The organism is Rhizobium sp. SRI_017 (assembly GCF_057586295.1).
This window is the reverse complement of the sequence record NZ_JBYCZP010000003.1, coordinates 381,793-394,369: the sequence shown is the minus strand read 5'-3', so window position 1 is coordinate 394,369 and position 12,577 is coordinate 381,793. Positions and strand designations below refer to the sequence as shown.

16 protein-coding genes are annotated in these 12,577 nt (G+C 61.1%); 5 read left to right on the top strand and 11 right to left on the bottom strand.

Going from position 1 to position 12,577, the window contains the following annotated elements; all coding sequences use genetic code 11:
- Positions 1 to 3: 3 nt before the first annotated feature.
- From gatA to AC2YI2_RS09610, 4 genes are all read right to left on the bottom strand, one after another.
- Positions 4 to 1,485 (bottom strand): Asp-tRNA(Asn)/Glu-tRNA(Gln) amidotransferase subunit GatA, encoded by a 1,482-nt coding sequence (gene gatA / locus AC2YI2_RS09625; RefSeq protein ID WP_487386244.1) that lies wholly within the window; start codon positions 1,483 to 1,485, stop codon positions 4 to 6.
- 19 nt (positions 1,486 to 1,504) lie between these two features.
- Positions 1,505 to 1,969 carry a GNAT family N-acetyltransferase gene (locus tag AC2YI2_RS09620; RefSeq protein WP_487386243.1) on the bottom strand — a complete coding sequence of 155 codons (465 nt, stop codon included), beginning with the start codon at positions 1,967 to 1,969 and terminating at the stop codon, positions 1,505 to 1,507.
- 29 nt (positions 1,970 to 1,998) lie between these two features.
- Positions 1,999 to 2,286, bottom strand: a complete 288-nt coding sequence (gene gatC / locus AC2YI2_RS09615) for an Asp-tRNA(Asn)/Glu-tRNA(Gln) amidotransferase subunit GatC (RefSeq protein ID WP_487386242.1) — start codon at positions 2,284 to 2,286, stop codon at positions 1,999 to 2,001.
- A gap of 86 nt (positions 2,287 to 2,372) precedes the next feature.
- On the bottom strand, positions 2,373 to 3,077 hold the full coding sequence (locus AC2YI2_RS09610; protein ID WP_487386241.1) for a metal-dependent hydrolase: 705 nt from the start codon (positions 3,075 to 3,077) through the stop codon (positions 2,373 to 2,375).
- Positions 3,078 to 3,180: 103 nt separating this feature from the next.
- Between AC2YI2_RS09610 and AC2YI2_RS09605 the strand changes: the two genes are divergently transcribed.
- The 3 genes from AC2YI2_RS09605 to ruvX are packed head-to-tail and all read left to right on the top strand — an operon-like array spanning position 3,181 to position 4,258.
- Positions 3,181 to 3,435 carry a type II toxin-antitoxin system HicA family toxin gene (locus tag AC2YI2_RS09605; RefSeq protein ID WP_487386240.1) on the top strand — a complete coding sequence of 85 codons (255 nt, stop codon included), beginning with the start codon at positions 3,181 to 3,183 and terminating at the stop codon, positions 3,433 to 3,435.
- Positions 3,432 to 3,773, top strand: coding sequence for a type II toxin-antitoxin system HicB family antitoxin (locus tag AC2YI2_RS09600; protein WP_487386239.1), 342 nt, complete (start codon positions 3,432 to 3,434; stop codon positions 3,771 to 3,773). Before AC2YI2_RS09605 ends, AC2YI2_RS09600 begins: the two co-directional genes overlap by 4 nt.
- Positions 3,770 to 4,258 (top strand): Holliday junction resolvase RuvX, encoded by a 489-nt coding sequence (gene ruvX, locus AC2YI2_RS09595; protein ID WP_487386238.1) that lies wholly within the window; start codon positions 3,770 to 3,772, stop codon positions 4,256 to 4,258. Before AC2YI2_RS09600 ends, ruvX begins: the two co-directional genes overlap by 4 nt.
- Here the strand turns inward: ruvX and AC2YI2_RS09590 are convergent.
- The 3 genes from AC2YI2_RS09590 to AC2YI2_RS09580 form a co-directional block, all read right to left on the bottom strand.
- Positions 4,201 to 4,527, bottom strand: coding sequence for a DUF6105 family protein (locus AC2YI2_RS09590; protein ID WP_487386237.1), 327 nt, complete (start codon positions 4,525 to 4,527; stop codon positions 4,201 to 4,203). The two genes, ruvX and AC2YI2_RS09590, sit on opposite strands and share 58 nt — an antisense overlap.
- 100 nt (positions 4,528 to 4,627) lie before the next feature.
- Positions 4,628 to 4,765: a hypothetical protein gene (locus AC2YI2_RS09585; protein ID WP_487386236.1), complete on the bottom strand. Its 138-nt coding sequence runs from the start codon at positions 4,763 to 4,765 to the stop codon at positions 4,628 to 4,630.
- A gap of 178 nt (positions 4,766 to 4,943) precedes the next feature.
- Complete coding sequence (locus AC2YI2_RS09580) at positions 4,944 to 5,573, bottom strand: TetR/AcrR family transcriptional regulator (RefSeq protein ID WP_487386235.1); 630 nt, start codon at positions 5,571 to 5,573, stop codon at positions 4,944 to 4,946.
- Positions 5,574 to 5,691: 118 nt separating this feature from the next.
- Between AC2YI2_RS09580 and AC2YI2_RS09575 the strand changes: the two genes are divergently transcribed.
- Together AC2YI2_RS09575 and AC2YI2_RS09570 are read left to right on the top strand one after the other, a co-directional pair.
- Positions 5,692 to 6,435 carry a DUF4386 family protein gene (locus AC2YI2_RS09575; protein WP_487386234.1) on the top strand — a complete coding sequence of 248 codons (744 nt, stop codon included), beginning with the start codon at positions 5,692 to 5,694 and terminating at the stop codon, positions 6,433 to 6,435.
- 99 nt (positions 6,436 to 6,534) lie between these two features.
- Positions 6,535 to 7,458, top strand: a complete 924-nt coding sequence (locus AC2YI2_RS09570; RefSeq protein WP_487386233.1) for an AEC family transporter — start codon at positions 6,535 to 6,537, stop codon at positions 7,456 to 7,458.
- A 7-nt stretch (positions 7,459 to 7,465) separates the two neighbouring features.
- Here AC2YI2_RS09570 and AC2YI2_RS09565 read toward each other — a convergent pair whose 3' ends face one another.
- The 4 genes from AC2YI2_RS09565 to AC2YI2_RS09550 form a co-directional block, all read right to left on the bottom strand.
- A complete protein-coding gene (locus AC2YI2_RS09565) occupies positions 7,466 to 8,974 on the bottom strand; it encodes a tripartite tricarboxylate transporter permease (protein ID WP_487386232.1) in 1,509 nt (502 codons plus the stop codon).
- Positions 8,974 to 9,447, bottom strand: a complete 474-nt coding sequence (locus tag AC2YI2_RS09560) for a tripartite tricarboxylate transporter TctB family protein (RefSeq protein WP_487386231.1) — start codon at positions 9,445 to 9,447, stop codon at positions 8,974 to 8,976. The genes AC2YI2_RS09565 and AC2YI2_RS09560 overlap by 1 nt, the downstream gene beginning before the upstream one ends.
- Before the next feature lie 12 nt (positions 9,448 to 9,459).
- Entirely contained in the window at positions 9,460 to 10,431 is a 972-nt protein-coding gene (locus tag AC2YI2_RS09555) for a Bug family tripartite tricarboxylate transporter substrate binding protein (RefSeq protein ID WP_487386230.1), read from the bottom strand.
- Between the two features lie 137 nt (positions 10,432 to 10,568).
- The gene (locus tag AC2YI2_RS09550) at positions 10,569 to 12,224 is read right to left on the bottom strand and encodes an acyl-CoA dehydrogenase family protein (RefSeq protein ID WP_487386229.1); all 1,656 of its coding nucleotides are present in this window, start codon (positions 12,222 to 12,224) and stop codon (positions 10,569 to 10,571) included.
- Positions 12,225 to 12,577: the final 353 nt, after the last annotated feature.

The following is a 12,577-nucleotide window of genomic DNA, read 5'->3' as shown; positions in this document are numbered from 1 at the left end:
AGCTTACCACCATTTGTTGGGCGTGAACCGTCCGGCCGCCTGTTCGATCACATGGGCCGTCTGGAACAGGGTTTCCTCGTCGAAGGCCTTGCCGATGAGCTGAAGGCCGAGCGGCAGGCCCTTGTGATCGAGGCCTGCCGGCACCGCGATGCCGGGCAGGCCCGCCATATTGACCGTCACCGTGAAGATGTCGTTGAGATACATCTTCACCGGATCATTCGCCATGTCCTGGTCGGCGATTCCGAAGGCCGAGGATGGCGTTGCAGGCGTCAGGATCGCATCGACACCGGCGTGGAAGGCGAGTTCGAAGTCGCGCTTGATCAGTGTCCGAACCCTTTGCGCGCGGATGTAGTAGGCATCGTAGTAGCCGGCCGAAAGCACATAGGTGCCGATCAGGATGCGGCGCTTGACTTCGGTACCGAAACCCGCCGCACGGGTCTTCTCATACATGTCGACAATGTCCTTGCCTTCCTTGCGGAGGCCATAGCGGACGCCGTCGTAGCGGGCCAGGTTGGAGGACGCTTCAGCCGGCGCGACAATATAGTAAGCCGGCAAAGCATATTTGGTATGCGGCAAAGTAATGTCGACGATCTCGGCGCCGGCATCCTTGAGCCAGCTGATGCCCTGTTGCCAGATCGCCTCGATTTCCTCAGGCATGCCATCGACGCGGTATTCCTTGGGAATGCCGATCTTCTTGCCCTTGAGAGACTTGCCGAGCGCGGCTTCGTAATCCGGAACCGGGGTGTCGACCGATGTCGTATCCTTGGCATCGACTGATGCCATGGACTTCAGCAGGATCGCTGCGTCGCGAACATCGCGCGCGATTGGGCCGGCCTGGTCGAGCGAGGAGGCAAAGGCCACGATGCCCCAGCGCGAGCAGCGGCCATAGGTCGGCTTGATGCCCACGGTGCCGGTGAAGGCCGCCGGCTGGCGGATCGAGCCGCCGGTATCTGTCGCGGTCGCCCCCGCCGCCAGGAAGGCTGCGACGGCCGCGGCGGAACCACCGGAAGAACCGCCCGGCACCAGATCGGCGTTGGAGCCCTTGGCCCGCCAGGGATTCTTCACCGCGCCGTAGTAAGAGGTCTCGTTGGACGAGCCCATGGCGAACTCGTCCATGTTGAGCTTGCCCAGCATGACTGCGCCGTCGTTGAACAGGTTCTGGCTGACGGTCGATTCATATTCCGGCCTGAACCCATCAAGGACATGGCTGCAAGCCTGGGTATGCACGCCCTTTGTCGCGAAGAGGTCCTTGATGCCGAGCGGGATGCCCTCGAGGGCGCCGGCCGTGCCAGCTGCGATTCTCGCGTCGGAAGCCTTGGCCTGCTCGCGCGCAATGTCATGTGTCACGGTAACATAGGCATTGAACTGCGGATTCGACGCATCGATCGCTTCGAGATAGGCATTGGTAAGCTCTACCGCGGAAATCTCCTTGGCGAGGAGTTGTCTGCGGGCGTCGGCGATCGTCAGTCGGGTCAGTTCACTCATCAGGCTTCACTTTGAACGGTCAGGCAGCAAGAAGCTGCTTATGATAGAAAATCGAATATTCGGAATCCGGGTAATCCAGAACCGGCCCGCAGCGCATGAAGCCGGCCTTCTCGTAGATCGCCCAGGCGGCCTGGTGGCGGTCGCCCGTCTCGATGACGAGTTCTTCAATGCCTTCGTCGAGCGCGGCATTCAAGATCTCGCCCAGAATGCGCCGGCCGATGCCCTGACCGCGATGGGTCTCGCGGATGAACATGCGCTTGACCTCGGCGATCCTGGTGTCGTGACGCTTGAGCGCCCCGCAACCGATCGCAATACCATGGTCGCGGGCCACCCAGACCGTCACGCCGGGCTCCGCCATCTGCTCCACGGTCAGGTGATAGCTGAATTCCGGCGGGGTCAGGTCCAAAAGATAGTCGTTGAGTTCCGACACCAATGCGCGGACTTCGTCCTGCAACGGGCTTTCGATCGCAATCGTAATGGCCATCAGCGACTCCATTCTGGTTGCACCGTCTGCTATTCGACGACCTTCGGCACCTCGAAGAAATTCTGTTCGGTCAACGGGGCGTTGGCGACGATACGGTCTGCCATGTTGCCATCATTGACTTCGTCACGGCGCATCTTCATCGCCATCGGGATTACCGAGGTCATCGGCTCAACACCGGCGACATCAACTTCCGACAGCTGTTCCACGAAGCCGAGGATGCCGTTGAGCTCGCCGGTCATGCGTACCGCCTCGTCTTCGGTGACGGCCAGGCGGGCCAGTCGAGCCACGCGCTTCACTGTTGCAACATCTACGGACATGCAAACTCCAGTCAGGTTTCCCTGCCCGCTATAAAGGCGGCAGGCAGGGCGTGCAATCGGTTTTTGACGTATAGTGGCCCGGCCGCTCAGAGGCTTACGGCGCCGCCGATATCGGGCACTGCGACCTTGGATTTCGCGCCCTCCATCCCGGCCACGAACTTGTCTGCTGTTTGATCGAGAATGCCATAGCTCTTGTAGTGGCCGGGAATGACTGTCTTGAAGTTGAAGTAGCGTTGGCAGGCCAGAGCCGCGACCGCGCCGCCCATGGTGAAGCGGTCGCCGATCGGCACGATGCCGATGTCCGGGCTATGCAGTTCCTCGATCAGCGCCATGTCGCCAAAAATGTCGGTGTCGCCCATATGCAGCAGCGAGGGCTCGTCGTCGAAATGCAGCATCAATCCATTGGCGTTGCCGAGCGCATGGCTGATGCCGTCCTCGGTGACATGTGCCGACGAATGAAGCGCATTGGTAAAAGTCACGCTGAAGCGGCCGGTGTGGATCGTGCCGCCGGTATTGCCATGCTCGAGCTTCTCGACACCACGGAATTGCAGCCAGTCGCCGAGATCCGCATTGGCCACCACGATGGCACCCGTTTCCTTGGCAATTTCAATCGTGTCACCGACATGATCCATATGGCCGTGTGTCAGCAATATGTGGGTCACGCCCTTGATCGCTTCCTTCCGGTCCTGCCCCTGGAAGGCAGGGTTATGCGTCAGGAACGGATCGATCAGGATCGTGTCCCTGGCGGTCTCGACGCGGAATGCCGCATGGCCAAGCCAACGGAGTTTCATGGCGGATCTCCCTATTTTGTTTGCCGGCAACGTAACGCACCTGAGCAGGAATGCCAAGGGTGGAGGTGCTTGCATTTTCTGCTAGCAAGGATTACATTGAGGCATGAACAACCGGCACCGGAAAACACTTGCGGCCGTCTTTCGTTACCCAGTGTCCGGTTCGATCGAGTGGAACGATGTCGAGTCCTTGTTGCTCGCCTGCGGTTGTCGCGTCATCGAAGGAAGCGGTTCTCGCGTAAGATTCGAGAAGGAAGGTGTTTTAGGCAACTTTCATCGTCCACATCCGGCGAAGGAAACGAAGAAGTACCAGGTCAAAATCGTACGAGCCTTCCTGATCGAATTGGGGATCAAGCAATGAATGCGATGAACTACAAAGGATACACCGCGCGTATAGAATACGACGATGATGACGAAATTTTCTTTGGCCAGATACTGGGCATCCGCGATCTCGTTAGCTTTCACGCCGCTAGCGTCTCCGAATTGAAGGTCGCATTTCAGGAATCGGTTGACGATTATCTGGAAACCTGCCGAAAAATTGGCAAGGATCCCAATAAGCCATATTCGGGGAAGCTGATGTTTCGCGTGAAGCCTGAACTTCATGCCGGAGCTGTCCGCGCCGCGAATCTGGAGGGAAAAAGTCTCAACCAGTGGGCCGAAGAGGTCCTTTCTGAGGCCGTTCAGCGCCGCTCCGCATGACCATTCTCTCCATTGAAGACTTGTCCAACCACCTCGCCATTAACGATATCATCGCCGGCCTCGACCTCGGCACGACCACGATCGGCCTTTCGCTCTCCGACCGCGGCCGGCGCTTCGCCACCCCTCGACCCGTCATCAATCGCAAGAAATTCACAATTGACGCTGACATACTGCTCGCCTTCGCAGCGAAGGAAGAGGTGAAGGCCTTCATCATCGGCTTGCCGATCAACATGGATGGCAGTTCAGGGCCGCGGGTGCAGGCGACGCGCGCTTTCGTGCGCAATATGGAGAGTAAGACCGCCATTCCCTTCGTCTATTGGGACGAAAGGCTGTCCACGGTCGCGGCGGAACGGGCGCTGATCGAGATGGATGTGTCGCGGAAGAAGCGGAGCGGGCGGATCGATTCCGCCGCGGCCTCCTTCATTCTTCAAGGTGCGCTTGACAGGCTGTCGTCGATTGCCAGAGCTTCGGACGGGGGCTTCTGACGCGAAACCCACCATGCGGCAATCTGCTTGCGGCGACGGAAGGCAAGAATGCAGAAGAGAAGCAGGGAATCCACGATGATCGCGCGAACCACGAGTCCTGGAATGTCTTCGGGCGGTATGCCGAGGATCTGGCCGTAGAGCTGGAAGACGAACTCGTTCATCTGCCGGCTCAGAATGAGATAGCCGAAATTTATGTCGTTAATCGAAAGGCCGTACCACGTGCCGAGAATGGCGATCGGCATGGCCCAGAATATCAAAATCCAACGCATTCACATCACCTCGACCCAGCATTGGCCGCCAGCGGACCGGGCTGTTGTCCCCCGCCCGATCCGCCTGTCCCCGGCCAATTCACCAACCGGTCTAGTCTTTTTAGTTCGATGCGCGAGACCGAATGAACGGCTCGCCGACGAAGCGGTCGAAAAGGCCGAAGACCGAGATCGCGAACAGCGGCAGTGCCAGGTCGTGCGCGACGAGCGCCAGGGCGAAACCGAGCCCTGCAACCATCATTCCACTGTGCTTTGCACCCGCGATCCTCAATGCATGACTCCATCGAACCGGATGGAGCGACTGTCCCAGCTTAGGGGATCGGACGCAACGTAAACCATTTGTTAAGGTTAACGGCCGTGCCGGCAGTGCGAGCTTCAACAGGCTATCTGCCAGCCTGCCCGTAAAGCAGCCTCTGGAATCAGGGATAAACGCCGCGAACCAGCTTCTTGACCGCCTGCCCCACCCGGTACCAGTCCTTCGCGCTTTCAAGCTCGAGGCCCGCAAAGCGGCCGGCAGTCGCCCCGGCCAGAACGACGTGCTGCACGGCCGCGAGCAGCACGGCATTGACTGCAAAATGGTCGATGCCCTTGGGCGGCGGCATCGCGCCCCTCACCTTCTCGATCCAGAGGCCGAGCGCCTTGGCCCGCGCCTCCGAGAGGCGGCGCACCTGTGGAGAATTGTCGGACACTTCCCAGGCGATGATCTTCCGCGTCAGCGGATCGTCGCGCAGCGCCTGCATGAACAGCATCATCATGTGCTCGACGAGATCACCATAGGTGAGCATGAAGCCGCTGCTGCCGCCGACCGGCATCTTCTCCTCGATCCAATGCGCCAGCTCGCCTCCGATCGCATCGACCAGGCCGTCCATGCCGCCATAGTAGCGGTAGATCAGCTGCTTGTCGCAGCCGGCGCGACGTGCCACGGCGTTGACGCCGAAATTCTGGAAACCGCCCTCGGCCAAAAGCTCGATGGCCGCCTTCAATATCCGCGCCGACGTGGCGCCCCGGTCGCGCGTCGGTGTCTCCGGCGCCGCAGTTTCCGCAGTCATGCATTCTCTCCATGAGATTCGGGCGGCACCATAATTTTCTCACCGCACAGTGACAAGAGCTTGACATGTCACCGATCGGTGATTTACGTCACCATCAAGTGACAAACAGGAGATCTTCATGTCCGCTTCCGCCAGATTGACCGGCATGGCAACCATCGCACTCGCCGTCGGCTTCAACATCCCCTTCGCCATCCTAGGCAGAACGTTTCACTATCCGGACATTCTCCGCGAGCCGGCAGCGATCGTGCTCGACCGCTTTCAATCTGGTGGCGCCGGGCTCGTCCTGACCTGGTATGCTTTCATGTTGTCGGCCGTGCTCATGGTTCCCGTCGCCGCTGCGCTCGCAACCCAGCTGCCCGCTCTGGCGGACCGACCGACCGCGCGCATGCTCACACTGCTTTCTGGTAGTGCGGCTGGTCTTCTTCAGGCGATCGGCCTTTCTCGCTGGGTGTTTGCAGTACCCGCCTTGGCCCGAATTCAGACCGATCCTATCGCAACCGATGCGGTCCGCGCCCAGGCGCAAACGACATTCGAAATGCTTAACAATTGGGGTGGCGTCGCGATCGGCGAGCATCTCGGACAGATCCTCACCGTGACCTTCGTTCTCGCCGTTGCCGCCGCTCAGTTGGTCCGGAAATCTCGCCTCGACATGGTTGCTGGCGCAACGGGGCTTCTTGCTGCGCTGATGATCGCGATCGGCCTCGGCGAAGGCATCGCGCTCGCGACCAGCACGGATCCCGGCATGCTGGGCCTCTTCACCATGATCGGCTACATGGCCTTCACCGTCTGGTTGATCTTGACCGGCAGTTCCCTGCTGCGCGGCACTGCTACGATTGACGAACGCAAGCCCGTGATCGCCTAAATGCTTGCGCCGCGAAGGGACCGGCCCTAAACGAGCCCGAGCGGCCGGCCCGACCAAAGAGTCGTGAACGACCGGTCTCTTCGCCGAGGCGTCTTCTGCATGCAGATCATCTTCGAGAGCATCCTGCCGATCTTTCTCATCGTTGCGACCGGTGTGGTGCTGCGGCGCGTGCCGGTCTTTGATCCGGGTCTCTGGAACGGACTGGAGCAACTCGGCTTCTATGTTCTGTTTCCCTGCTATCTTTTCCTGACGCTCGCCACGGCCGATTACACGAGCATCGACATCGGTCCGGTCAGCCTCGTCTATCTCGGCTCGATCCTGCTTCTGGCCGCCTTGCTGCTGGCCGCCTGGCCGGTTTTCCGCGCCCGGGGCATCGGTGGGCCGCAATTTACATCCGTGTTCCAGACTGCAACCCGCTGGAACGGCTTCGTCGCACTCGCCATCGCAGAGCGAATCGCGGACAAGCCCGGCGTGGCCATGGTCGCCTTTCTGATGGGCGCGATCATCATCCCGATCAACTTCATCAATATCGGCCTGCTGATCTGGTTCGGCGGCAATCGCGATCTGCTGACTGTGGTTCGCAGACTGGTCACCAATCCGTTGGTTTTCTCGAGCCTGCTCGGCGTGCTCGCCTCGGCGCTGGGCTTTCAGATCTATGCACCGCTGATGACCGCCCTCGATCTGCTCGCGCGTTGCGCCCTGGGCATTGGCCTGCTGATCGTCGGCGCCGGCCTGCACATTGCCGATGTGCTGAAGCCGCGGCCGGTCATGCTGATCCCGGTCGTATTGAAGCTGCTTGCGTTTCCGGCGCTGGTGGTTGGCTTCGGTCTGGTCGCCGGACTCGGCCACACCACCGTCATGCTGCTCGGCCTGTCAGCCAGCGTGCCGACCGCAATGAACGGCTATCTCCTCGCCAAGCAGATGGGCGGAGACGCACCGCTTTATGCGGCGATCTCAACACTGCAGACCCTCGCAGCCTTCATCACCATGCCCATCGTGTTGGCCGTGATCGCCCTCGTCTGATCGATCGTCAGCTCGCCGCTTCCCCGAGGCTCGCTCCGGCGCCCAGCTTCCGCATGATCCAAGGCAGGAGCAGGATTGCCGCCGCGAGGATCAGGAAGAAGAGCGAGATCGGATGGGTGAAAAACACGCTCGGATCGCCCTGGCTGATCATCATCGCCCGCCGGAATTGCTCCTCCGCCATCGGCCCGAGGATCAGGCCGATGATGACGGGAGCGATCGGGAATCCGTAGCGCCGCATCAGAAAGCCGACAAAGCCGACGATGAACAGGATGAAGAGATCGGTGACCGACCGGTTCAGGCCGTAGACGCCCAGGCAGGAGAAGACCATGATCCCGCCATAGAGCAATGGCGATGGGATGGAGAGCAGACGCACCCACAGACCGACGAGTGGCAGGTTGAGAACGAGCAGCATCACGTTGCCGATATAGAGGCTGGCGATCAGAGCCCAGACCAGCGGCCCGGAATTGGTGAAGAGCTGGGGTCCCGGCTGCAGGCCGTATTGCTGAAACGCAACGAGGAGAATTGCCGCCGTCGCCGACGTAGGCAGTCCGAGGGTCAGAAGCGGGACCAACACGCCCGCCACCGCCGAATTGTTGGCGGCTTCCGGCCCGGCCACGCCCTCGATGGCGCCCTTGCCAAACTCTTCCGGATTCTTTGCAAGCTTTTTCTCGAGGAAGTAGGAAAGGAAGGTCGGGATTTCCGTGCCACCCGCCGGCAGCACGCCGAAGGGAAAGCCCAGTCCAGTACCGCGCAGCCAGGGCTTCCAGGATCGGGACCATTCCTCCCGGCTCATGAACAGCGATCCCTTCACGGCGAACACCTCCGCCTCGCGAAGATCCTTGCGTGATGCGATATGCATCGCCTCGCCGACGGCAAAGAGGCCAACCGCGATGACCACGATATCGATGCCGTCGAGCAGGCTCATCACGCCGAAGGAGAGCCGCGCCTGACCGGTCAACTCGTCGAGGCCCATCAGGCCGACGGTAAGACCGAGAACCAGCGCTGTAACCCCCTTGAGCAGCGACGAACCCAATAGCGCCGAGGCGGCCGTGAAGGCGAAGATCATCAGCCCGAAATATTCGGCCGGACCGAATCTCAGCGCGATCTTGACGAAGACTGGCGCAAGAAAGGTGAGCAATAGCGTACCGATCGTGCCGGCGATGAAGGAGCCGATGGCCGCCGTGGAGAGCGCCGCAGCACCCCTGCCCTGGCGCGCCATTTGGTTGCCTTCCACGGCCGTGATGATCGATCCGGATTCACCTGGTGTGTTGAGCAGGATCGACGTGGTGGAAGACCCGTACATCGCGCCGTAATAGAGGCCGGCGAACATGATGAAGGCGCCAGTCGGATCGAGCTTGGCCGTCACTGGCAGGAGGAGTGCGATTGTCATGGCCGGCCCGATACCGGGCAGGATGCCGATCAGCGTGCCCAGCGTGGTGCCCACCAGGCACCACATCAAATTGGTGAGCGTAAAAGCGGTCGCGAAACCTCCGAGAAGCGACTGAAAGGCGTCCATTAGATCAGTCCTCCGAAGATGCCGGCGGGAAGCTGGAGGTTCAGCAGCTTCGTGAATGTGAAATAGGCGGCTGAGCTCAGGAGCAGCGCCACGACGGCATCACGGAGATAGTGCCGGCTGCCGAAACCGTACGCCACACAGAGGAAAAGTAGGGTGGAAGCCAATATGAAGCCGAGCGTCTTGATGAGCGCAATTTCGATAACGAAGCCGATGACGACGAAGACGAGCGAAACCCATCCGGTATCCTCGGTGTCTGCAACCAGCTTGGCGGGACCATCCCGCAGCGCCTGCACGATGAAGCAAAGGCCGAGGAAGGCCAACGCCGCCGCCGCGAAATAGGGGAACACCTGAGGCCCCACCTTCGCATGCATGGGCGGCACCCGCATCTGCGACGTGTTCCAGGCGACAAGAATGCCGATGATGGCGAGCAGCAGGCCGGCAACGATGCCGGCCACCTTCGATTCCCGTTCCATGATCGACCTCGCCTATTGCACGAGGCCAATCGCCTTGAGCACGTCAGTCGTCCGCTGGTTTTCCTCCTTTACGAGCGCGGCGAATTCGTCGCCGGCAAGGTAGAGGTCCGTCCATTTTTTGTCGGCGAGAATCTTCTTCCATTCCGCGCTGTCATGGACTTGCTTGACGAGATCGAGTAGTGCCGCCTTGCCGGCATCGTCGAGCTCAGGGGGCGCCACAACGCCGCGCCAGTTCGCAAGTTCCACGTCGAGGCCCTGCTCCTTGAGGGTCGGGGCATCAACGCCTTCGACCTTCGTGCCGGAGGAGATCGCGAGCACGCGGAGTTCGCCCGACTTGATTTGCCCTTCCCACTCCGAGAGCGAGGAAATGCCGGCCGCGACATGCCCGCCGAGAATTGCGGCCAACGCTTCCCCACCACCGGAATAGGGGATGTAGTTGAGCTTTGCCACATCGGCACCGGCGGCCTTGGTGATGAGCCCTGCGAGGATATGGTCCGTACCGCCGGCCGAGCCGCCGCCAAACGCCACCGCAGCAGCGTCGGCCTTCAGCTTCGCGGTCAGATCCGCCATCGACTTCAATTCCGATGCCGCCGGAACGACGACCACTTCGAACTCGCCCGTGAGCCGCGCGATCGGTGTGACCTGATCCAGCGTCGCGGGCGACTGGTTGGTCAGGATCGCGCCGACCATGACGAGGCCCATGACCATCAGGACCTTGGGATCGCCCGTTTCCTTGCTGGCGAGCTGCGAAAGACCGATCGTGCCGCCTGCGCCAGGCACATTTTCGACGGAAACAGCATCCGCGAGCTTGAGGCCGCGTACGACTTCCTCGATCGCGCGCGCCGTCTGGTCCCAGCCGCCGCCGGGCTTGGCCGGCGCAATCACCCGCAGGCTTTCAAGCGCAGCCTGCGCCTCGGTCGCCCAAGGCAATGCAGTCGATGCGGCGAGCATGGCTGAAATCTTGATGAAATCGCGTCTTTTCATGTCTTCCTCCCGGAACAGGGTTGACCGTCCTACCGGCACCGCTCCGACTCCCGTCGTCCCGGCACCTCCCATTCAGGAAGGAAGCATGCAGAGCGCTGAATAACAAGCCATATTTGTGCTCTCTCAAATTGCCCGGTTCAATGCCCGGCGGCGGGATAAAGCAGGTCGACAATGAAGCGTGCATCGAAGCGCGAGTCGAGCATGCCATAGGTCGAGCGCCATCCGCCGGCGAGCCGGCTCTCGAGGAAGGCATCGGCCACCCTGCCCGCACCGAGCCGCATCAGTTCTGCGGCGCCGGCCGCCAAAGCAAGCTGTTCGATGAAGAATCGCGCCGATCCTTCATCTCTCTCGCAGAGTGCCGCTGCTGCCCGAAGCACGTCGACGGTCTTGCCGCCGGACGGGCCAAGATCGCGATCAAGCATGGCGAACACCAAGTCGAACTGGTTGCGATCACGAGACAGCACCCGGAGCAGATCGAGCGCCATGACATTGCCCGAACCCTCCCAGATCGCGTTGACCGGCGCCTCGCGATAGTGCCGCGCCATCTGCCGCTCCTCGACATAGCCGGATCCGCCGAGGCACTCCATCGCTTCGTAAATCAGCGACGGAGCCAGCTTGCACACCCAGTATTTGATCGCGGGGGTCATGACCCGCTGATACGCCCTCTCCTCGTCGCTTGACGCTGCGTGGTCAAAGGCGCTCGCAAGGCGGAAGACCAATGCGCCGGCCGCAGCGACATCAAGCGCCATGTCGGCGACGACCCGCGTCATCAGCGGCTGGTCAATCAGGTCCTTGCCGAAAACCGACCGGCCTCGGATGTGATACACGGCCTCCGCCAGCGCCGCCCGCATGATGCCTGCCGAGGCTAGCGCGCAGTCGAGCCGCGTCAAAGTCACCATCTCGAGAATCGTGCGGATGCCATGCTCGGGGCTGCCAAGCAGGAAGCCATAGCTGTCGGTAAACTCGACCTCGCTCGACGCATTCGACCGGTTGCCGATCTTGTCCTTGAGGCGCTGGAAACGGAGGCCATTGCGGCTCCCGTCCTCGAGCAGCCGCGGCACCATGAAACAGCCGATACCCTGTTCGGTCTGCGCCAGCATGACGAAGGCGTCGCTCATCGGCGCTGACATGAACCATTTGTGGCCATGCAGCCGGTAGATGCCCTCGCTGACACGCTCGGCGACCGAGCGGTTGGCGCGTACATCGGTGCCGCCCTGCTTTTCGGTCATCCCCATGCCGATGGTAACGCCCGATTTGTCCTGCGCCGCCTTGTTGGCCGAATCGTAGCGACGCGCCGTGATCCGCGGCAGCCAGCTCTTGAGGATTGCCGGATTGGATTTGAGCGCTGCAACCGAGGCTGAGGTCATGGTCAGCGGGCAGAGATGCCCGCATTCGAGTTGCGACGTAAGGTAGAACCGGACGGCGCGCGCCTGGTGCGCAATGCCCTTCTCGTCCTCCTTGCCCTCCCAGACCGAGGACGACAGTCCGCTCGACACCGAACGCCGCATCAAGGCATGCCAGGCCGGGTGAAAATCGACCACGTCTAGCCGCTCGCCTCGCGGACCGTGGGTGCGCAATTCAGGCGGGTTCTGGTTTGCCATGCGCGCCAGTTCCTGCGCCTCGTGCGCAGTCGCATAGCGGCCGATAACGTCAAACTCTTCGCGGACCGCCCGCGGCATCGCCGATGAAATATCGACCAGTAGCGGATCGGATCGATAGGCATTGATGCCCGTCCAGGGCTCCGGCTGATTGAGTTCCTCGGGCGTGAGGTCGGCGTGCGAAATTCTGTCCATGAAGGCTACATAAGCGGATTCGTCCCCGGATGGCATGGGCCCGCCGATCCCATGCCAATACTATGTGTTGAAAACGAAACTATTGTCCATGCCGCGCGGCTTGGCGCCCGCTTGCATTCACAAGCAATTGCATTCCAGGATTGCAAAATCGGCGAAAGCAGATGCGCCTTGCCAGCAGGCGCTGCCGGGGAAGACAGGCTCCCCCGGCTGTGGCGACAGCCTCGCTGATCAACGGAGGTGATTGCTATGGTCAGAAAACCATTTGCTGTCACGTTTACTGTGAGAAAGACCCGGACCAGCTGGTCACTGTCGATCCGGATCTCTATCGCCTAGTAAACGACGGGGGATGGGCG

What these genes read in the sequence shown, in the direction of transcription:
- gatA (WP_487386244.1), bottom strand. Translation starts at nt 1,485, where the DNA reads ATGAGTGAACTGACCCGACTGACGATCGCCGACGCCCGCAGACAACTC.
- AC2YI2_RS09620 (WP_487386243.1), bottom strand. Translation starts at nt 1,969, where the DNA reads ATGGCCATTACGATTGCGATCGAAAGCCCGTTGCAGGACGAAGTCCGC.
- gatC (WP_487386242.1), bottom strand. Translation starts at nt 2,286, where the DNA reads ATGTCCGTAGATGTTGCAACAGTGAAGCGCGTGGCTCGACTGGCCCGC.
- AC2YI2_RS09610 (WP_487386241.1), bottom strand. Translation starts at nt 3,077, where the DNA reads ATGAAACTCCGTTGGCTTGGCCATGCGGCATTCCGCGTCGAGACCGCC.
- AC2YI2_RS09605 (WP_487386240.1), top strand. Translation starts at nt 3,181, where the DNA reads ATGAACAACCGGCACCGGAAAACACTTGCGGCCGTCTTTCGTTACCCA.
- AC2YI2_RS09600 (WP_487386239.1), top strand. Translation starts at nt 3,432, where the DNA reads ATGAATGCGATGAACTACAAAGGATACACCGCGCGTATAGAATACGAC.
- ruvX (WP_487386238.1), top strand. Translation starts at nt 3,770, where the DNA reads ATGACCATTCTCTCCATTGAAGACTTGTCCAACCACCTCGCCATTAAC.
- AC2YI2_RS09590 (WP_487386237.1), bottom strand. Translation starts at nt 4,527, where the DNA reads ATGCGTTGGATTTTGATATTCTGGGCCATGCCGATCGCCATTCTCGGC.
- AC2YI2_RS09585 (WP_487386236.1), bottom strand. Translation starts at nt 4,765, where the DNA reads ATGATGGTTGCAGGGCTCGGTTTCGCCCTGGCGCTCGTCGCGCACGAC.
- AC2YI2_RS09580 (WP_487386235.1), bottom strand. Translation starts at nt 5,573, where the DNA reads ATGACTGCGGAAACTGCGGCGCCGGAGACACCGACGCGCGACCGGGGC.
- AC2YI2_RS09575 (WP_487386234.1), top strand. Translation starts at nt 5,692, where the DNA reads ATGTCCGCTTCCGCCAGATTGACCGGCATGGCAACCATCGCACTCGCC.
- AC2YI2_RS09570 (WP_487386233.1), top strand. Translation starts at nt 6,535, where the DNA reads ATGCAGATCATCTTCGAGAGCATCCTGCCGATCTTTCTCATCGTTGCG.
- AC2YI2_RS09565 (WP_487386232.1), bottom strand. Translation starts at nt 8,974, where the DNA reads ATGGACGCCTTTCAGTCGCTTCTCGGAGGTTTCGCGACCGCTTTTACG.
- AC2YI2_RS09560 (WP_487386231.1), bottom strand. Translation starts at nt 9,447, where the DNA reads ATGGAACGGGAATCGAAGGTGGCCGGCATCGTTGCCGGCCTGCTGCTC.
- AC2YI2_RS09555 (WP_487386230.1), bottom strand. Translation starts at nt 10,431, where the DNA reads ATGAAAAGACGCGATTTCATCAAGATTTCAGCCATGCTCGCCGCATCG.
- AC2YI2_RS09550 (WP_487386229.1), bottom strand. Translation starts at nt 12,224, where the DNA reads ATGGACAGAATTTCGCACGCCGACCTCACGCCCGAGGAACTCAATCAG.